Origin of the sequence: Amycolatopsis camponoti (assembly GCF_902497555.1) — a bacterium.
Lineage (GTDB): Bacteria > Actinomycetota > Actinomycetes > Mycobacteriales > Pseudonocardiaceae > Amycolatopsis > Amycolatopsis camponoti.
The window spans coordinates 278,380-297,108 of record NZ_CABVGP010000001.1 but is presented as its reverse complement, the minus strand read 5'-3'; the positions used below and the strand labels follow the sequence as shown (position 1 = coordinate 297,108).

Annotated in this window: 19 protein-coding genes; 5 read left to right on the top strand and 14 right to left on the bottom strand. The window is 71.2% G+C overall.

Annotated elements, in window-relative coordinates; translation table 11 throughout:
* Positions 1-35: 35 nt before the first annotated feature.
* Genes AA23TX_RS01465 through AA23TX_RS01455 form a run of 3 tightly spaced genes read right to left on the bottom strand, consistent with a single transcriptional unit; the run spans position 36 to position 3,353 of the window.
* On the bottom strand, positions 36-1,595 hold the full coding sequence (locus tag AA23TX_RS01465; RefSeq protein ID WP_230862296.1) for a DUF8728 domain-containing protein: 1,560 nt from the start codon (positions 1,593-1,595) through the stop codon (positions 36-38).
* Between the two features lie 49 nt (positions 1,596-1,644).
* Positions 1,645-2,442: an oxygenase MpaB family protein gene (locus AA23TX_RS01460; protein ID WP_155540802.1), complete on the bottom strand. Its 798-nt coding sequence runs from the start codon at positions 2,440-2,442 to the stop codon at positions 1,645-1,647.
* 32 nt (positions 2,443-2,474) lie between these two features.
* Positions 2,475-3,353 (bottom strand): LysR family transcriptional regulator, encoded by an 879-nt coding sequence (locus AA23TX_RS01455; protein ID WP_155540801.1) that lies wholly within the window; start codon positions 3,351-3,353, stop codon positions 2,475-2,477.
* A gap of 70 nt (positions 3,354-3,423) precedes the next feature.
* On the opposite strand from AA23TX_RS01455, the gene AA23TX_RS01450 reads away from it, so the two are divergent.
* Positions 3,424-4,689 (top strand): FAD-binding oxidoreductase, encoded by a 1,266-nt coding sequence (locus AA23TX_RS01450; RefSeq protein ID WP_155540800.1) that lies wholly within the window; start codon positions 3,424-3,426, stop codon positions 4,687-4,689.
* A 3-nt stretch (positions 4,690-4,692) separates the two neighbouring features.
* Here AA23TX_RS01450 and AA23TX_RS01445 read toward each other — a convergent pair whose 3' ends face one another.
* Positions 4,693-5,115 carry a nitroreductase family deazaflavin-dependent oxidoreductase gene (locus tag AA23TX_RS01445; RefSeq protein WP_155540799.1) on the bottom strand — a complete coding sequence of 141 codons (423 nt, stop codon included), beginning with the start codon at positions 5,113-5,115 and terminating at the stop codon, positions 4,693-4,695.
* Positions 5,116-5,220: 105 nt separating this feature from the next.
* Between AA23TX_RS01445 and AA23TX_RS01440 the strand changes: the two genes are divergently transcribed.
* Positions 5,221-5,685 carry a MarR family winged helix-turn-helix transcriptional regulator gene (locus AA23TX_RS01440; protein WP_155540798.1) on the top strand — a complete coding sequence of 155 codons (465 nt, stop codon included), beginning with the start codon at positions 5,221-5,223 and terminating at the stop codon, positions 5,683-5,685.
* A 1-nt stretch (position 5,686) separates the two neighbouring features.
* Here the strand turns inward: AA23TX_RS01440 and AA23TX_RS01435 are convergent, their stop codons facing one another.
* The 3 genes from AA23TX_RS01435 to AA23TX_RS01425 all read right to left on the bottom strand — a co-directional run bounded on the left by AA23TX_RS01435 (position 5,687) and on the right by AA23TX_RS01425 (position 7,543).
* On the bottom strand, positions 5,687-6,046 hold the full coding sequence (locus AA23TX_RS01435) for a PLDc N-terminal domain-containing protein (RefSeq protein WP_155540797.1): 360 nt from the start codon (positions 6,044-6,046) through the stop codon (positions 5,687-5,689).
* Between the two features lie 59 nt (positions 6,047-6,105).
* Entirely contained in the window at positions 6,106-6,765 is a 660-nt protein-coding gene (locus AA23TX_RS01430) for a cytochrome P450 family protein (protein ID WP_155540796.1), read from the bottom strand.
* Between the two features lie 103 nt (positions 6,766-6,868).
* Positions 6,869-7,543 (bottom strand): GNAT family N-acetyltransferase, encoded by a 675-nt coding sequence (locus AA23TX_RS01425; RefSeq protein ID WP_155540795.1) that lies wholly within the window; start codon positions 7,541-7,543, stop codon positions 6,869-6,871.
* Between the two features lie 52 nt (positions 7,544-7,595).
* On the opposite strand from AA23TX_RS01425, the gene AA23TX_RS01420 reads away from it, so the two are divergent.
* Entirely contained in the window at positions 7,596-8,438 is an 843-nt protein-coding gene (locus AA23TX_RS01420; RefSeq protein ID WP_155540794.1) for a PaaX family transcriptional regulator, read from the top strand.
* 31 nt (positions 8,439-8,469) lie between these two features.
* On the opposite strand, the gene AA23TX_RS01415 is transcribed toward AA23TX_RS01420, so the two are convergent.
* Positions 8,470-8,871: a RidA family protein gene (locus AA23TX_RS01415; protein WP_155540793.1), complete on the bottom strand. Its 402-nt coding sequence runs from the start codon at positions 8,869-8,871 to the stop codon at positions 8,470-8,472.
* A 67-nt stretch (positions 8,872-8,938) separates the two neighbouring features.
* Here AA23TX_RS01415 and AA23TX_RS01410 point away from each other — a divergent pair, with 67 nt between their 5' ends.
* Together AA23TX_RS01410 and AA23TX_RS01405 are read left to right on the top strand one after the other, a co-directional pair.
* Positions 8,939-11,281 (top strand): bifunctional salicylyl-CoA 5-hydroxylase/oxidoreductase, encoded by a 2,343-nt coding sequence (locus tag AA23TX_RS01410; protein WP_155540792.1) that lies wholly within the window; start codon positions 8,939-8,941, stop codon positions 11,279-11,281.
* Positions 11,278-12,444 carry an acyl-CoA dehydrogenase family protein gene (locus AA23TX_RS01405; protein ID WP_155540791.1) on the top strand — a complete coding sequence of 389 codons (1,167 nt, stop codon included), beginning with the start codon at positions 11,278-11,280 and terminating at the stop codon, positions 12,442-12,444. The genes AA23TX_RS01410 and AA23TX_RS01405 overlap by 4 nt, the downstream gene beginning before the upstream one ends.
* Here AA23TX_RS01405 and AA23TX_RS01400 read toward each other — a convergent pair.
* The 6 genes from AA23TX_RS01400 to AA23TX_RS01375 all read right to left on the bottom strand — a co-directional run bounded on the left by AA23TX_RS01400 (position 12,389) and on the right by AA23TX_RS01375 (position 18,719).
* Complete coding sequence (locus AA23TX_RS01400; RefSeq protein ID WP_439328762.1) at positions 12,389-13,030, bottom strand: DUF2306 domain-containing protein; 642 nt, start codon at positions 13,028-13,030, stop codon at positions 12,389-12,391. The genes AA23TX_RS01405 and AA23TX_RS01400 overlap by 56 nt on opposite strands.
* Positions 13,031-13,231: 201 nt before the next feature.
* Positions 13,232-14,635 (bottom strand): GH1 family beta-glucosidase, encoded by a 1,404-nt coding sequence (locus AA23TX_RS01395; RefSeq protein ID WP_155540789.1) that lies wholly within the window; start codon positions 14,633-14,635, stop codon positions 13,232-13,234.
* A gap of 41 nt (positions 14,636-14,676) precedes the next feature.
* The gene (locus AA23TX_RS01390) at positions 14,677-15,672 is read right to left on the bottom strand and encodes an ABC transporter ATP-binding protein (protein ID WP_196425143.1); all 996 of its coding nucleotides are present in this window, start codon (positions 15,670-15,672) and stop codon (positions 14,677-14,679) included.
* A complete protein-coding gene (locus AA23TX_RS01385) occupies positions 15,669-16,661 on the bottom strand; it encodes an ABC transporter permease (RefSeq protein WP_155540788.1) in 993 nt (330 codons plus the stop codon). The genes AA23TX_RS01390 and AA23TX_RS01385 overlap by 4 nt, the downstream gene beginning before the upstream one ends.
* Position 16,662: 1 nt before the next feature.
* Positions 16,663-17,643 (bottom strand): ABC transporter permease, encoded by a 981-nt coding sequence (locus AA23TX_RS01380; RefSeq protein ID WP_155540787.1) that lies wholly within the window; start codon positions 17,641-17,643, stop codon positions 16,663-16,665.
* On the bottom strand, positions 17,640-18,719 hold the full coding sequence (locus tag AA23TX_RS01375) for an ABC transporter ATP-binding protein (protein ID WP_230862294.1): 1,080 nt from the start codon (positions 18,717-18,719) through the stop codon (positions 17,640-17,642). Before AA23TX_RS01375 ends, AA23TX_RS01380 begins: the two co-directional genes overlap by 4 nt.
* Between the last annotated feature and the right edge of the window lie 10 nt (positions 18,720-18,729).

Here is an 18,729-nt window from a genome sequence, read left to right as displayed (position 1 = left end):
CCCACCCTTGCGCCCCCGCGGGACGCGGTCAACTCTCAGAAGGGCAGCTGGCCGCGGAGCCGGTCGAGCCAGCGGCCGACGGTCGCCTCGGGCCGGTTCGGGTCGTTGACCTGCCGGGCGGCGTCGGCGCGCTGCCGGACGTGCTCGCCGACCGTCCCCGCGTACTGCGGCAGGACGAAGATGTCCTGCCAGTACCCGGCCCGCATCTCGACGGAGGCGACCTGCTCGTAGCCGGCGGTCGCCCGGGCCGCGTCGAAGCCGTAGCGCTTGCCCACCGGCTGCGGTCCCACGGACGTCACGACGAGCACCGTCGGCCGCCGTCGCATCACCACTTCCGTCGGGTCGGCGCCGTGCGCGATCTCCGGGTCGTTGAGGCCGATGTAGTCGATCGAGGTCCAGCCGCTGTAGTACGGGATCGCCCCGGCATCGGTGACGGCGACGCTGCGCGCCGGCCCCGGGACGTCGGCCTCGGCCAGGCCCTTGCCGATCGCGACGTGCGCGCGCTGCAGGTCCGGTCCGTAGTTGGCGATCAGTCCCAGCTCGGGCGAGCTGACGCCGGCGACGGCCGACCAGCCGACGGCCACCAGCCCGAGCACGGCACCGACGACCCGCTGGGCCAGCGTCCCCACCGCGATCCCGGTGCCCAGGCAGAGGACGGGGAACGCGTGGTCGGCGAAGCGGTCGAGGTAGTCCATGGTCGGGCCGGACACCGCGTACGTCAGGTACGTGACCGCGACGGTGGCCACCAGGAGCCCGCCCACCGCCCGCGTCGCCTTGCGGAACACCAGCGAAAGCGTCAGCAGCAGGAGCGGGAGGAGCAGCACGGTCGTGTGCTTCGTCCAGATCCAGCCGGAGTCGAGGTTGCCGAACTTGACGTAGAAGGTGTTCGGGAGCAGCTGGCCGTAGAAGCGCCAGCGCCACACGAAGTACGCGGCGCCGACGACGACCGCGCCGAGGGTCCACACCCAGCGCTTCGAACCGCGTTCGCGCACGAACCACACGACGAATACCGGAAGCGCGGCCAGCACGCCTTCCGGGCGCAGCATGCCGAGCAGGAGCAGCAGCGCCGGCGGCTCCCACGTCCGCACCGGCTCGTTCGCGAGCACGCGCAGCCCGAGCACGACGACGCGCAGCAGCACCGCGGCGAACGCGGCCGTTTCGAGCCCGGCGGTGATGTGGAAGTACGTCGGCAGGAACACGACGTACGCGCCGGCGCCGACCAGGACACCGGTGAGCCCGGCGCGGCGGTGGCCTTCGCGGATCAGCAGGTACAGCGTGGCCAGGCCGAGCAGCAGCGACGTCACCTTGGCGAACAGCGGCAGCGCCAGCCCCAGCCAGGCGCCGAGCCCCGACCAGACGACCCAGGCGAAGTTCGTGAAGCCCTCGACGCGCGGCCCGTCGACGTTCCACACCGGGCCGTGCCCGGCCGCGAGGTTCGCCGAGTAGCGGAAGCTGATGAACGCGTCGTCGATGGTGAGGAACCAGGCGGCCCAGGCGCCGACGAGGAAGACGGCCACGAGGACCGCGGACACCACGATCAGCGGTGCGCGCCGGGTGCCCTCTTCGGACGCGACGTCGGTCTCGATCGCCGTCATGGAGTCCCCTCGGGTGGCTGTGCCGAGCCGCCACTCTAACGGGGGAACCTCAGACCAGCGGACGCCCGGTGCGCAGCCGGCGGCGGAGGTCCCAGAGGCAGAGGTTGAAGGGGAACCGCCGGACCGCGGCGGGCAGCACGCGGGTGACCCGGCCGAGCGCGGCGAGGAGCGCGTCGAACCGGCGCTGGTCGCTGTCGGTCCAGGGCAGGCGCATCTCGTCGCGGAAGCGCGGCGGGAGGAAGCCGGTGGTGACGAACCGGTGGAACCGGCGCCCCGGCACGGCGACGACCGGGTGCAGGAACCGCAGGTCGACGAGGTCGGTGAGGTAGCGGCGGACGGTGTCGTCGACGCTGACCTCGGCGAGCCCGGCGGCCCAGTAGTCCTCGAAGGCCGCGCGGTCGGGCGGCCACATCCCGGGCTGGACCTGCAGCGTGGTGCCGAGCTTGGCGGCGTCGCGGTAGAAGCTGCCCGGTTCGCCGCCGACGAACGCGAGGTGGACGTCTTCGAAGCCCTTGTAGAGGCAGGCCGCGACCCACAGCTGGAGATCGGTGTCGAAGGCGTTGTAGGCGACGGGGCTGCCGGCCTTCGAGTGCACCTGCGCGTGGGCCTCGTTGACGCCGCGCCGGTACGCGGCCCGCTCGGCGTCGGTCCCCATGGTGGCGACGGCGAGATAGGTGAGGGTGGTCCGCGTCCGCTTCACCGGGTGCCGGAAGAGGTTGCCGCTGTCGACGCTGCTTTCGACCACGCCATACCCGACGGGCGCGCGGGAGAGCTGCATGATCACGTTCGCCGTACCGGCCAGCAGCCCAGCCCCGACGACAGCGTCCTGGAGCGCGGTTTCGGTCACGTCCTCCAGGGAACGACGCTGTTGACGAGATGTCAAGAGCGGTAGTTGCTTCGGGCGAAGGCGATCAGCGCCCGCGCCGCCGGGCTCAACGGGCCGTCCGTGCGCCACGCCAATGCCAGCACCCCCCGCAACCCCGGCCCCGCGATCGTCACCACCCGCAGCTCCGCCTCGTGGTACCGCGCCAGCGACTCCGGCACCACCGCCACCCCGAGCCCGCGCGTCGCGAGCTGGACCAGGACGTTCGGGTCCGCCGCCTCGAACGCGATCCGCGGTGTCAGCCCCTCTCTCACGAACGCCGTGTCCAGTGCCGTGCGCAGGCCCGTCCCCTTCGGCAGCGCCATCAGCGGCACCCCCGCCAGGTCCGCGATCGCGACCTCGGCACGGTCGGCCAGCAAGCCCGAGGTCACCGCCACGAACGGCTCGTCGACCAGCACCTGCGTCGCGATACCGGGTGGCGGATCCGTCGACAACCCGACCACCGCCAGGTCGAGCCGGCCTTCGCGCAGGGCCGTCAGCATCGTGTCCGAGTTGGCCTCGGACAGCGTGATCTCGACCGCCGGGTAGCGCTCGTGGAAGCGCGCCAGCAAGTCCGGCAGCCGGACCGGCCCCGCCGACGTCACCGCGCCGATCGCGACCTGGCCGCGGACCAGCCCGGCCAGCTCGTCGACGGCTTCGCGCACCCCCTTCACCGCCGCGAGCGCCGCCCGCGCGTGGGGCAGAGCCGCGGCGCCGACGTCGGTGAGCCGGACCGTGCGGCCCGAACGGTCCAGCAGCTCCTGCCCCAGCTCGCGCTCCAGCCGCCGGACCTGCGCGCTCACCCCGGGCTGGGCGACGTGCAGCCGTTCCGCCGCGCGCGTGAAGTTGCCTTCCTCGGCGACCGCGACGAAGTACGCGAGCTGGTGCAGTTCCATAAGCACTGATTCTAGCGACCAGACAAACCAGATCCTGGACTTCTGATCGTCGCGGCCCGAGGCTGGAGACATGCAGACATTCCGACCCGGCGAAGACGGTTACGCCGAAGAGATCGCCGGGTTCCAGACGTCCGTGGCCACGCAACCCGCGGTGGTCTTCGCCCCCGAGAACGCGGACGACGTCGTCGCCGCCACGAAGTACGCCGCCGAGCACGAGTTGCCGGTCGCCGTCCAGGCCACCGGACACGGCTTGACCGCCGGTACTGACGGCCTGCTGATCAGCACCCGCCGGCTGACCGGGATCGAGATCGACGCGGGCGCCAAAACCGCGCGAGTCGAAGCCGGGGTCCGCTGGGGCGCGGTGATCGAGGCCGCCGCGCAGCACGGGCTGGCTCCGCTGAGCGGCTCGTCGCCGGACGTCGGCGTCGTCGGTTACACGCTCAGCGGCGGCTTCGGCCTGATGGCGCGGCGGTTCGGCCGCGCGGCCGACCACGTGCGCGCGATCGACGTCGTCACCGCCGACGGCGACCTCCGCACCGTGACGCCCGGGGACGACCTGTTCTGGGCCCTGCTCGGCGGCCGCGCCGGCTTCGGCGTCGTGACGGCGCTGGAGTTCGGCCTCGTCGAGGTGACCGAGCTGTACGGCGGCGGCCTGTACTTCGACGCGGCGGACCTGCCCGCGGTGCTGCGCGCGTGGCGGACGTGGGCGGTGGCCGCGCCCGACGAGCTGACGACGTCGATTGCCGTGGTCGGGCTGCCCGACCTGCCGTTCCTGCCGGAGCCGATCCGCGGGAAGCACGTCGCCAACGTGCGGATCGCCTACCTCGGCGACGACGGCGACCAGCTCGTCAAGCCGCTGCGGACCGCCGCGCCGGTGCTGCTGGACACGCTGAAGCGGTTGCCGTACACGGATTCGGGGTCCATCGCCAGCGACCCGCCGCACCCGCACCCCTACCACGGGACGAACGCGACGGTGGAGGTTTTGAACGACGCGATGCTGGCGTCGATTGTCGAGCACGCGGACACGGAGACGGTGCTGATCATCGACCGTCTCGGCGGCGAACTGGCCCGCCGTCCGGCCGAGGGCGTCGGCTGGGACTCGAAGGCGGAGTTCGTGGTGCGGGCGCTGTCGGTCGTCGAGGACGACGTCGAGACGATCCGCCGGGCGCACGCGAAGCTGTTCGACGCGCTGGCGCCGTGGTCCACGGGCCGGCTGCTGCCGTTCCTCTACGGCGAACACTCGGCCGGGGAACTGGCGACGGCCTTCCCCGCCGGGGACCGCGCCCGGCTGAAGCAGCTCAAGGCGAAGTACGACCCGGCGGGGCGGTTCGGCTGAACGTCAGCGCTCGAGGACGACGATCGGGATGACCCGCGTCGTCTTCGTCTCGTAATCGGCGAAGCCCTCGGCGTGCGCGACCATGCCGGCGTAGAGGCGGTCACGCTCGGCGCGGTCTTCGATCACGGTGGCCGTGGCCTCGAACTTCTCGCTGCCGACCTCGACGGTGACCTTCGGGTTGGCGACGAGGTTGTGGAACCAGGCCGGGTTCTTCGGCGCGCCGCCCATGGACGCGGCGATGACGAGGCGGTCGCCGTCACGGGTGTAGACCAGCGGCGACAGGCGCTCCTGCCCGCTCTTCGCGCCGACCGTGGTGAGCAGGAGCACGTTCTTGCCCTCGAACATGCCCGTCACCACGCCGTCGTTGGCCCGGAACTCCTCGACGACCTGGTTGTTGAATGCGTTCATGTCGGCTGGCGCTGTCATGGGATCCCCTGTTTCTGGCCGGTACGCTCGTTCGTGTCCCGAGGTAGGCTCGAGACGTCGAGAAGCGTTTGCTTTGCAAACAAAGTTACCGAGGGGAGGCAGGCGGTGTCAACGGAGCCCGGGTTGAGCCTCGACGACGGCGTGCGCCGGCTCCTGCTGCTGATGCCGCGACTGGTCGGCCGCGCGAAGCGGACGCCGGTCCCCGAGGAGCTGAACGGCTGCGCGCTCGCGCCACGGCACCTGTCGTTGCTGTCGATCCTGCTGTTCGACGGCCCGATGACGGTCACCGAGCTGGCCGGCCGCCTGGAGGTCGCCCCGACGACGGCGAGCCTGATGGTCGGCGACCTCAGCCGCCAGGGCGTGCTGAACCGCGACGAGGACCCGGCGGACCGCCGCCGGACGATCGTGAGCATCACGCCGGAGCGGCGCCCGGCGGTCGACGCGTGGCTGGCGCGCGGCGCCCAGGCGTGGAGCAACGCGCTGGCGCCGTTGACGCCCGCCGAGCGCCGGCTGGTGATCTCGACGCTGGAAGCCTACGAACACGGGACCTGCGAGGGTCCCACCTGCTAGCTCAGTCCTCGGTCCGCTTGTCCCTGGCCAGTTTCCGCTGAGCCTCGGCGCGCTCGCGGCACTTGCGGAGGAACTCCTCGTCGTCGTCCGGACGGCCGGCCGCGAACCGGCCGGGGCGGTCGTACTCCGGGTACGCCGGGGCGTTGCGCTCGTACGGGCCGCGCGCCCGCACCACCTGCTGCGGCCGGCCCGCGACCAGCCAGATGATCGACCCCACCAGCGGCAGCACCAGCACGACGAGCAGCCACAGCCCCTTCGGCAGGTTGCGGCAGGACGACTCGTCCGTCGTGATCACGTCGACCAGGCAGAAGATCCACAAGCCGAGCGTGACGATGCCCAGCAGACCGTCGAAATACAGCATGCGCGCGCCTTCCCCCAAGAAGATGAACGCGGTAAGTAGTAGCAGAACCCGCCGCCGGGTCAGCCGCGGGTCGCCCGCATCGCCGTGAGCACGCCGATCGCCAGCGCGATCGCGTGCGCCGGCCCCGGGCACTCGCGCGGGCCCGTTCCGAACGGCGTCCCGGCCAGCGGCACCAGGACGTCCTCGCCGCCCACCCGGCGCCGGGTGTGGGCCACCGGCGGGTCCGCGCGCAGCACTTCCGCCACCGCCTCCTCCGGTGGCTTTCCCGCCCGCACCAACGGAACCGCGGTGCCGATCAGCTTGGCCGTGGCTTCGCAGGCCTGGACCAGCAGGCCGATCCGTGCGGCGACGGGTTCGTCCGTGGTGCCCCCGCACGCCGTGACCAGCCGCCCCAAGGCGGCTTCGGCTTCCGCGGACGGCGTCACGTGCGGGTGGTAGGCGGCCGCGACCGCCACGACGTCCGACGCCACCACCGGCAGGCCCAGCTCCCCCGCCAGCACCTCGACCACGATCAGGCGAGCGTCGCCGCCTGCTGCCTCGAAAGCTTTGCGCCGCAGCACTTCCGGCTCGACCGAAGCCAACGCGGACACGGCCAGCGAGCGTCGGCGGGCGTGGTCGGGACCATTGCTGAACCGGCCGACCGAAGCCCGCAACCAGGCGACGCTCCCGGGAACGACATCAGTGGGCACCGGCGGAACCGGAGCGGAAAGCGAAGTCATGCGGCGACGGTAGCCACGGGAAACGTCGGCAGCGGCCGAAGCTGTGTTGTGCCGGGGCTCCGCCCCGGGCCGGGGCTCCGCCACCCGGAACCCCCGAAAGCCCTTAGAGGAGCGACGCCGGGAACCACGTCGCCTGCGGACCACCGCAGCGCGTGGTCCGCGGGACGGAGTGCTGGAACCACCACGCCTCGGTCTCGCGCCCGTCCGGCAGCCGGTACGTCGGCGGGCCGGCGACACGGGCGAGTCCCGCGGCCAGCAGCGAACGCGCGCTCGCGACGTTGCCGACCTCGGCGCCGGCCCGCACCCGCGGGAGGCCGAGGTGCTCGTGCGCCAGGGTCAGCCCGGCGGCGAACAGCACCCGGCCGTTGCCACGGCCGCGGTAGTCCGGCGCGAGATAGCCGCCGGTCTCCGGGCCGCCGTCTTCGCCGGTGTGCACGCTCACCAGGCCGACGCACCGGTTGGCCTCGACGTCGATCATCACCAGGTCGATCGACTGCGGGTCGGGCGACTCCCAGTCCGGGCCGGTGCCGGGCACGACGCGCAGCGCGTCCGCCCGCGCGCCCCGGGCGACGATCGAGTCGCGCTGCCAGCCGAGCCAGCGCTGGGCGGCCGGATCGCTGCCGCAGGCGACCGCGGCGGCGTACTCCCACGCGGTCGGCGTCCGGAACAGGAACCGCCCGTCGCGCAGCACGTGGCCCTGCCGGTCGCAGGTCCGTTTGGTCATCAGACGGCCGCGGCGGGTGAGCCGGTCGAAGATCCCCTTGGTGGCTGGCAGCATCGCGGCGAAATCGTAGCGGAGCGATCGACAGGGGACGCGATATTGTGGCCCGATGACGGCCGTACCCGAGGCAACCGAACTGGACGGCTCCGGCCGTGCGGCCCAGCCTCGCCAGCTCATCGTGACGGTGTACGGCCTCTATTCGCGCACCGAAGGCGGGTGGCTTTCGGTCGCCTCGCTGATCGACCTGCTGGCCGCCGTCGGCGTCGACGAGCCCGCGGTGCGCTCGTCGATCTCGCGCCTGAAGCGGCGCGGGATCCTGGAAGCGGTGCGCCGCGGCGCGACGGCCGGTTACGAGCTGTCCGCCGACGCGCGCGAGATCCTGCGCGAGGGCGACGAGCGGATCTTCCGCCGCGGGCGCGCGACCGCGGCCGACGGCTGGCTGCTCGCGGTGTTTTCGGTGCCGGAGACCGAGCGGCACAAGCGCCACCTCCTGCGCACCCAGCTCGCCCGGATGGGCTTCGGCACGGCCGCGTCCGGCGTCTGGATCGCCCCGGCGCACCTGCACGCCGCGACCGCCGAGGCGCTGACCCGGCTCGGCCTGGCCGGGTACGCCGACCTGTTCCGCGCCGACCACCTGGACTTCGGCGACGTCCGGGCGAAGGTCCGCGACTGGTGGGACCTCGACCGGCTCGACGAGCTGTACACGACGTTCCTCGACGAGCACGGCCCCGCGCTGCGCCGCGAGTCCGTGACCGACGAGCAGGCGTTCGCCGACTACGTCCGGGTGCTGACCGGCTGGCGGCGGATGCCGTACCTCGACCCCGGCCTGCCGGCGGAGTTCCTGCCTCCCGGCTGGTCGGGCATCCGCGCGGCCGAGCTGTTCTTCGAGCTGCACGCGAAGCTGGAGGACCCGGCCCGGGCGTACGTCGCGAAGTCCATCAACCTCACCTGAGCCCGGCCGGTCGTGAGTGAGAAACAGTGTTCTAACCCTGTTTCTCACTCACGACCGCGAAGCCCTGGACCTCGACCAAGGCCTCCTCGTCCCAGAGCCGGGAGACGCCGATGCCGGCCATCGCCGGGTACTCCGTGCCCGCGAGGCGCTTCCAGACCGCGCCGATCTCGCGCGCGTGGGCTCGGTAGTCCGCCATGTCGACGATGTAGATCGTCACGCTGCACAGGTCCGACGGGGAACCGCCCGCCGCGCGCAGGGACGTCAGCAGGTTGCCGAGCGCGCGCTCGAACTGCTCGACCACGCCGTCGCCGACGATCTTGTTCGACGCGTCCAGCGCCGTCTGCCCGGCCAGGAAGACGACGCGGCCTTCGGCCACCACCGCGTGCGAGAACCCGGACGGCTTGCCCAGCTCCGGCGGGTTGATGCGTTCCATGCGGGACACCGTACGCCATCTATCGCATTGTTGACGATCGTAGTCATGACGACATACCCTGGACGACGTGCGTATCGCGGTCATCGGTGGCGGCCCGGCGGGTCTGTACTTCGCCGCGCTCACGAAACAGCTCGGTCCGGGACACGAAATCACCGTCTGGGAGCGCAACGCCCCGGACGACACCTTCGGCTTCGGCGTCGTGTTCTCCGACGAGACGCTCGGCGGCATCGAGCACGCCGACGCCACGGTGCACGAAGCCATGCGCGCCGAGTTCGCGCGCTGGGACGACATCGACGTCCACTACCGCGGCACGGTCACCACCTCGGGCGGCCACGGCTTCGCCGCGATGAGCCGCAAGCGCTTGCTCGGCATCCTCCAGCACCGCTGCGCCGAACTCGGCGTCGCGCTGCGCTTCCGCGAAGAGGCTCCGGCCGACCTGTCGGGCTACGACCTGGTCATCGCCGCGGACGGCGTCAACTCCGCGGTCCGCGCCGCCCACGCCGAAACCTTCCGGCCGAGCGTCGAGACCCGCCGGTGCCGCTACATCTGGCTGGGCACCGACCTCGTCTTCGACGCGTTCAAGTTCTACGTCCTCGAGACGCCGGCCGGGATCATGCAGATCCACGGCTACCCGTACGGGCGCGACGGCAGCACGTTCATCCTCGAGGTGCAGGAAGACGTCTGGCAGCGGACGTTCGGGCCGATCGCGGCGACGTCCCTCAAACCGGGCGAGAGCGACGAGAAGTCCATCGCGCTGATCCGCGAGCTGTGCGCCGACGTCCTGGGCGGCCACCGGATCATGGCGAACAACTCGAAGTGGGTCACGTTCGGCACCGTGCGCTGCGAGACCTGGGTGCACGACAACGTCGTCCTCCTCGGCGACGCCGCGCACACCGCGCACTTCTCGATCGGCTCCGGCACGAAGCTGGCCATGGAGGACGCGCTCGCGCTGGCCGCCTGCCTGCACGAAAACAACGGTGTCGCCGAGGCGCTCAAGGCGTACGAGCTGGAACGGCGTCCGGTCGTCCAGTCGACGCAGCGCGCCGCGCAGGCGAGCCTGGAGTGGTTCGAGAACATCGCGCAGTACGCGCACCAGGAGCCGCCGCAGTTCGCGTTCAACATCCTCACGCGCAGCCGCCGGGTCACCTACGACAACCTCCGGCTGCGCGACCCCGAGTTCGCGACCGAGCTGGACCACTGGTTCGCGACGTCGCTCGGCACGACGTCGCGGCCGCCGATGTTCCAGCCGTTCAAGCTCGGTTCGCTGGAGTTGCCGAACCGGATCGTCGTGTCGCCGATGGACATGTATTCCGCTGTGGACGGTGTGCCGGGCGACTTCCACTTGGTGCACCTGGGAAGCAAGGCCCTCGGCGGCGCCGGACTGGTGATGACCGAGATGGTCTGCGTCTCCCCCGAAGGCCGGATCACGCCCGGCTGCGGCGGGCTGTACACGGCGGAACAGGAAGCGGGCTGGAAGCGCGTCGTCGACTTCGTGCATTCGCAGTCCCCCGCCCGCATCGGTGTCCAATTGGGACACTCGGGGCGCAAGGGGTCGACGAAGCTCATGTGGGACGGCATCGACGAGCCACTGCCCGCGGACAACTGGGAGGTCTGCGCCCCTTCGGCTTTGCCGTACTCCTCGCAGAACCAGGTCCCGCGCGCACTGTCCACTTCGGAGATGGCGGCGATCCGCGACGAGTTCGTCGCCTGCGCCGGGGCGGCCGCCCGCGCCGGGTTCGACGTCCTCGAACTGCACTGCGCGCACGGCTACCTGCTGTCGTCGTTCCTCTCGCCGCTGACCAACCGGCGTGACGACGAGTACGGCGGCTCGCTCGAGAACCGGTTGCGGTTCCCGCTCGAAGTCTTCGACGCGGTGCGCGCGGTTTGGCCCGCCGAACGGCCGATGACCGTCCGGATCTCGGCGACCGACTGGGCGGACGGCGGCATCGACGCCGACGACGCGGTCGAGATCGCCCGCGCCTTCGCTTCCCACGGAGCGAACGGCATCGACGTCTCGACCGGCCAGGTCGTCTGCGACGAGAAGCCGCAGTACGGCCGCAGCTACCAGACGCCGTACGCGGACCGGATCCGCAACGAGATCGGCGAGGAGTACGGCATCGCGGTGATCGCGGTCGGCGCGATTTCGTCGTACGACGACGTCAACTCGCTCGTCCTGGCCGGGCGCGCGGATCTCTGCGCACTGGGCCGCACGCACCTCTATGATCCACAGTGGACATTGCACGCGGCGGCCGAGCAGGGCTACCCGATGCCGTGGCCGAAGCCGTTCGCCGCCGGTAGCCGGAAGCCGCAGTCGGGCCGCACCGACGGCCCGGAGCCGCGGCTCGACCTCGTCCGGTCGGGTCCGACCGGCACGTCCCATGCCCGCTGGCGACCGGGAGCCCCGTCATGACCTTCGCCCTCGACCCGTCCCAGCAGGCGTTCGCCGCGGAGGTGCGGCGGCTGGGTTCGGAGCAGCTGCGTCCGCTCGCCGAGTCCGGTGTGGAGGGTGCGGTGAACCGCCCGATGCTCAAGGAGATGGGTGCGCTCGGCCTGCTCGCGCGGCTCTTTCCGGGTGTCGCTTCCGGTAAGCCGTCCCGCCAGGCGGCCGCCACCGACCTGTGCATCCTGCGGGAGAACCTGGCCACGGTGAACACCGAGGCCGAAACGGCGTTGGCGTTGCAGGGACTGGGAAGTTACCCGATCCTCCAGTCCGGACAGGACGATCAGGTCGCGAAGTGGCTGCCCGCCGTGGCGGCCGGGGACGCGGTGGCGGCGTTCGCGCTGACCGAGCCGGACGCCGGTTCGGACGCGGCCGCGCTGTCACTGGCGGCCGAACCCGACGGCGACGGCTGGCGCCTGACGGGCGAGAAGATGTGGATCTCGAACGCTCCGGAAGCCGACTTCTACACGGTGTTCGCCCGTACGACGGGAGGCGCCGGCGCCCGAGGGGTCAGCGCGTTCGTCGTCCCCGCCGACCGGCCGGGACTGGGCGGCGAGCACCTGGACCTGGTCAGCCCGCACCCGATCGGCACGCTCACGTTCGACGGCGTCGAGGTCCGGCGCGAGGAGCTGCTCGGCGAGGAGAACCGCGGCTTCGCCGTGGCGATGCGGACGCTGGACCTGTTCCGCCCCAGCGTCGGCGCGTTCGCGGTCGGGATGGCCCAGGCGGCGCTGGAGGCCACTGTGGACCACACCGGTGCGCGGGAAGCCTTCGGTGGCCCACTGATCAAGCAGCAGGCGGTGGCGCACGCGCTCGCGGAGATGGCGACGCGCACGGAAGCGGCCCGGCTCCTGGTGTACGCGGCCGCGGGCGCGTACGACGCGGGCGAGCAGAACCTCGGCGGCCGCGCGGCGATGGCGAAGCTGTTCGCGACGGAGGCGGCCCAGTTCGTCGTCGACTCGGCGGTCCAGCTGCACGGCGCCCGCGCCTTGCGACGCGGGCACCTGCTCGAACACCTCTACCGCGAAGTCCGGGCCCCGCGCATCTACGAAGGGGCGTCGGAGATCCAGCGGACGATCATCGCGCGCTGGCTGGCTTCTTCGCGGGCCGCCGCTCCAGGATCAGCTGGCTGACGATCAGCGCGAACGCCAGCCCGCCCCAGGACGACAGGGCGCCGACGCTCTGGCTGTAGGCCAGCTCGCTGCCGCCGAAAGTCGTGGGGATCTGCGGCTCCAGCACGATCATCGCGATCGGTGAGATCACGCGGTTGACGATGATCGAGAAGGTCAGCGTCACGCTGCGGATCATCCACTTGCGATGGTCGCCGAAGCGGCGCTCGCGGACCGCGCGCCAGCCGGCGATCGTGCAGCCGATCCACAGTACCGAGGCGAGCACGTCGCTGACGCGCGTCACCGGGCCGAACGGGCTCTGCGACCCGATCGTCAGGGCCATCAGCCCGGACGGCAGCACCCCCGCGAAGACGTACGCGCGGCCGGCGTAGCGGTGGACCACCGGGTGTGTGCGGCGCAGCCACGGCCAGATCTGCAGCACCGCGCCGATCATCGCGATCGAGCCGAAGACGACGTGCCCGACGAGGAACCAGTAGTGCGCCGGGAACCCCTCGGGCGCCGGCACCCGCGACTGCGCGGGGTCGAGCGCCAGGTACGGCGGCAACGAGAAGGAGAGGAAGGCGAGCACGACGAGGGCCAGCGGGCCGATCCACGGCCGTCGCCACCAGGCCTTCGCCGTCGTCACCGGGCGTGGGATGGGCCTGGCCTCGGTCCGGACCGCCATGGTTCCCCCTGTCAGTCGATGCGGGATCTTGCCCGTCCGACGTTAGGGGTGCCCAGGGGTTGACGACCATGGTGCGCACCACCGACGCGGGGGTGGGGCATACCCCACCCCCGACCGGGTGACGCCTCAGCTGCCGCGAACCCGGCGAACCGTGTCGCGGTAGAAGTAGCCACTCTGCTTGATCGTGCGCTCCTGGGTCTCGTAGTCCACGCGGATCAGGCCGAAGCGCTTCGCGTAGCCGTACGCCCACTCGAAGTTGTCCAAAAGGGACCACGCGAAGTACCCGCGCACGTCCGCGCCGGCATTGCGAGCCGCCGCCACGGCCGCGATGTGCGACGCCAGGTACGCCGTGCGTTGCTCGTCGCGGACGAAGCCGGACGAGTCCGGGTCGTCGTCGAACGCCGAGCCGTTCTCCGTGATGTACATCGGGAGGCCCGGGTAGTCGCGGCCCAGCCGGGTCAGCAGCTCGGTGAACTTGTCCGGCAGGATCTCCCAGCCCATCGCCGTCGTCGGCTCGCCGAACGGGATCGTGCGGGACGCCGGGACGCCGTCGTCGTCCACCGCCTTGCCGGACTCGTCCACGCCCGAGAACTGCTGGCCGAAGTAGTAGTTCACGCCGAGGAAGTCCAGCGGGGTCGAAATGACGGACAGGTCGCCGTCCTGGATTGGCAGCTTCACCCCGCGGTCGGCCAGGTCCTCGACGACATCCGCCGGGTACTCACCCTTGACCAGCGGGTCGAGGTAGATCCGGACGCCGAGGCCGTCGGCCTGCCGCGCCGCGCGGACGTCCTCCGGCGAGTCCGTCGCGGGGTCGGCCGTGCACATGTTGAGCGTGATGCCGAACTCCGTGTCCGGCGGCGCGGCCTCGCGCATCCGCTGCGTCGCGAGGCCGTGGCCCAGCAGCAGGTGGTGCACGGCGTGCAGCCCGGCGGTGTAGTCACGCCGCCCGGGCGCCATCACGCCGTGGACGTACCCGTGCATCGCCGAGCACCACGGCTCGTTCAGCGTCGTCCAGTGCCGAACTCGATCGGACAGCCGGTCGAACACCAGCATCGCGTAGTCCGCGAACCGGTACGCCGTGTCGCGGGCCGGCCAGCCGCCCGCGTCCTCGAGCTCCTGCGGCAGGTCCCAGTGGTACAGCGTCAGCCACGGCGTGACGCCGCGCTCGAGGGTCTCGTCGACCAGCCGCTCGTAGAACCCGATGCCCGCCTCGTTGACGCCGCCGCGGCCGCGCGGCTGGACCCGGGGCCACGCCACGGAAAACCGGTACGTGTCCGCGCCCAGCTCGCCGACCAGCCCGATGTCCGCCGGCATCCGGTGGTAGTGGTCGCACGCGATGTCACCGTTGTCATTGTTGTCGATCGCCCACGGGACCTGGCAGAAAGTGTCCCAGATGGACGGTGTGCGCCCGTCTTCCGCGACCGCGCCTTCGATCTGGTACGCGGCGGTGGCCACGCCCCAGCGGAAGTCCGGCGGCAGCGTGTCGATCAGCGCCTGCTGTTCGGCGGTCGCGGCTGTGGTCTCGGTCAAGGCGGGTCTCCTCCAGGTGTACCGGACAGGACGGACGGCGTTCAGTGGGCGGCGACGGGGTGCAGGAAGCACGCCACTTCGCGGGTCGGGTCGCCACCGGGCAGGCCGAGCTCGGGCACCTTCGAGTCGCACGGCTCGAAGGCCTTGGGGCACCGCGGGTGGAACGCGCAGCCGGCCGGCATGCCGCGCGTGTCCGGCGGTGACCCCGGGATCCCGGCCAGCTCGCGGCGCGGACCGCGCAGGGCCGGGAACGAGTTCAGCAGGCCGAAGCTGTACGGGTGCAGCGCGTCCCGGTAGAGCTCGGCCGCCGGCGCCTGCTCGACGATCCGGCCGCCGTACATGATCGCGATCCGGTCCGAGAACTCCACCAGCAGCGAAAGGTCGTGCGTGATGAACAGGACCGAGAAGCCCAGCCGTTCCCGCAGTTCCACGAGCTGGCCGAGGATCTGGCGCTGCATCACGACGTCGAGCGCGGTGGTCGGCTCGTCCATGATGACGACCCGCGGTTCGAGCGCCAGCGCCATCGCGATCATCACGCGCTGGCGCATGCCGCCCGACAGCTGGTGCGGGAACGCCTCCAGCCGGTCGGCCGAGATGCCGACCAGCTTGAGCAGGTCACGGGCCCGCGCCACCCGGCTCGCACGAGTCGACTTCGGCTCGTGCGCCTTGATGACGTCGACCAGCTGCGTGACGACCTTGTGCACCGGGTTCAGCGAGTTCATCGCGCCCTGGAACACGATGGACGTCTCCGCCCACCGGAAGTCCCGCAGCTGCTTGTCGGACAATCGAAGGACGTCGTAGGGCTCGCCGTCCGCCGGGTGGTAGATCACCTCACCGCCGCGGATCACGCCCGGCGGTGCGAGCAGCCGCGTCAGCCCGTAGGCCAAAGTGGACTTCCCGCTGCCGCTTTCCCCGGCCAGTCCGAGGACTTCGCCGCGGTGCAGCGTCAGGTGCACGTCCCGGACCGCGCGCACGGCCTCGTCGCCGACGCCGTAGTCGACGTCCAGGCCCTTGATCTCCAGGACCGGGTCCATCATGGCTGTTCCTCCCGCCCGAGCACGGGCGTGAAGCCCACGCGCATGCGATGCGTGCGTCCGTCGGCGCCCTTGACGCGGGCCTTGCCGCTGCCGCGCAGCCGCGGGCTGACGAACTCGTCGATGCCGAAGTTGAGCAGGGACAACGCGGTGCCGAGGATCGCGATCGCCAGGCCGGCCGGCACGAACCACCACCACGCGCCCTGCGCGAGGGCCTGCTGGCTCTGCGCCCAGAACAGGATCGTGCCCCAGTTCCAGTTGGACAGTCCCGAGACGCCGACGAACGCGAGCGTGATCTCCGACATCACCGCGAAGATCACCGTGCCGACGAAGCTGGACGCGATCACCGCGGTCAGGTTCGGCAGGATCTCGAAGAAGATGATCCGCCACGTCGACTCGCCGGTCGCCCGGGCCGCTTCGACGTATTCCCGGCCCCGCAACGAAAGTGTCTGCGCTCTGAGGACTCGCGCGCCCCACGCCCACGACGTGAAGCCGATGATGACCGCCACCAGGTAGTCACCGCCGGTGGGCACCGCGCTGCCGATGATGATGATCAGCGGCAGCGCCGGGATCACCAGGAACACATTGGACAGTGCGGACAGTCCTTCACCGGGCGTCCCGCCGAGGTAGCCGGACGTCACGCCGACGATCACGGCGAGGATCGTCGCGACGATCCCGGCGGTCAGCCCGACGAGCATGACGCTGCGCGTGCCGACCACCACCTGGCTGAAGATGTCCTGCCCGAGGTGGGTGGTACCGAACCAGTGCCGGCCCGACGGCCCCTCCAGCAGGTCGTTGCTGCGTGCCGACGGGTCGTACGGCGCGATCCACTCGCCGATGACCGCGATCAGGACGAAGAACACGAGCACGCTCAGCCCGGTGACGGTCTTGCCGCCGGTGAGGAACCGGAACCGGCGCCGCTTGGCACGCCCGGCGATCGCGTCGACGGGAAGGGCTTGGGCGGCTTTGACGTCCGCCGCGGGTACGGCCATGTCAGCCCTCCTTCCGGGTGCGGGGGTCGAGCGCGAGGTACGCGACGTCGGCGAACAGGTTCGCGACCAGCACGGACAGCGTGATGATCAGGAAGATGCCCTGCATCAGCGGGTAGTCCTGCGAGCCGACGGCCTGGAACAGCTGGTAGCCGACGCCGGGGTAGGAGAAGACGATCTCCACCAGCAGCGTGCCGCCGACGATGAACCCGAGCGCCAGCGCGAAGCCGGACACGCTCGGCAGCAGCGCGTTGCGGGCGGCGTACCCGACCATCACCCGTCGCTCGGGCAGGCCCTTGGCGTGCGCGACGGTGACGTAGTCCTCCGATGCGACGGTGACCATCATGTTGCGCATGCCCAGGATCCAGCTGCCCATCGAGCTGATCAGGATGGTCAGCGCGGGCAGCAGGCTGTGCTGGATCGCGCTGCCGATGAACCCGCCGTCCCAGCCGGGTACCACGCCCGGGTCGTAGCCGCCGGACGACGGGAAGAAGCTGCCCGGCCCGGCCAGCAGCGCGAGCGCGATCAGGCCGAGCCAGAAGTACGGGATCGACGAGAGGAACGTCGTCACCGGCAGCAGGCCGTCGACCCACGAGCCGCGCTTCCAGCCGGCGACCACACCGAGCCCGGTGCCGAGCGCGAAGCCGACGATCGTGGTGATGCCGACCAGGATGATCGTCCACGGCAGGCTGTCGCCGATCAGCTCCGACACCGGCGACGGGAAGAACGTGAACGAGATCCCGAGGTCACCGCGGAAGAGCTGGCCCCAGTAATCGAAGTACTGGGAGATCAGGCTTTCGTTCTTGTCCAGACCGAAGAGGGTGTACAGCGACTGCATCGCTTCCGCGCTGATCATGCCCTGGTTCTTCGCGATCAGCGACTGCACCGGGTCACCCGGGATCATCCGCGGGATGAAGAAGTTGATGGTGACGGCGGCCCACGCGGTGAAGACGTAGAAGGCCAGCCGTTGCAGCAGGAACCTCATCGGGCGGCTCCGTCGTACAGCCAGCACGCGGCCCAGTGGCCGGGCGCGTCGTCGACCTCGAACCGCGGCGGCAGGTCGGTCTTGCACCGCTCCATCGCCACCGGGCAGCGCGGGTGGAACCGGCAGCCGGACGGCGGGTCGATCAGGCTCGGCGGCTCGCCGGCCCCGCGTTCGGCGGGTACCTCGCCGGGGTCGAGCTCGGCCGCGCCGCCGACCAGCCGGTCGGGGTCGGGCGCGGAGTCGATGAGCAGGCGCGTGTACGGGTGCGCCGGGTTCTGCGTGATGGTCTCACTGTCGCCGCCTTCGACCATCCGGCCCGCGTACATCACCATTGTCTCGTCAGCGAAGTAGCGCGCCGAAGCGATGTCGTGCGTGATGTACAGGATGGCCAGGTGCAGGCGCTCCTTGAGGTCCCGCAACAGGTTCAGCACACCGAGCCGGATGGAGACGTCCAACATGGACACCGGCTCGTCGGCCAGCAGCGCCTCCGGGTCCGCGCCGAGCGCCCGCGCGATCGCGACGCGCTGGCGCTGCCCGCCGGACAGCTCGTGCGGGAACTTGTCGATGTACCGCTCCGGCGGCGTCATCTGGACGCGGGCGAGCAGGTCGTGCAGCGACTTCTCGAGGTCGTCACCCGCCCGGCCGTGGATCTTCAGCGCTCGCGTCAGGTGGTACCGCACGGTGTGCACGGGGTTCAGCGACGCGAACGGGTCCTGGAAGATCATCTGGACTCGCCGGGCGTAGGCGCGGAACGCCCGGCCGTGCTTGACGTTCACGGTCTCGCCGTGCAGCCGGATCTCCCCGTCGGTGCGCGGGTAGAGCCCCGCGAGCAGCCGGGCGACCGTCGACTTGCCCGAGCCGGACTCGCCGACGAGGGCAGTGACCCGGCCTCGCCGAAGCGTGAGGGTCACGTCGTCGACGGCCTGGACGGCACGCCGCGGCCCGGTGAGGGCCGCGCGGCCTTTGCGGCGTACGGGGAAGTGCTTGGTGAGTCCCGCCGCCTCCAGGACGACGGGGAGGTCCCCCTCCGACCCGACGGCGACGGGGTCGGAGGGGGACTGCTCGGTCGTTGCCACGGACTCCGCC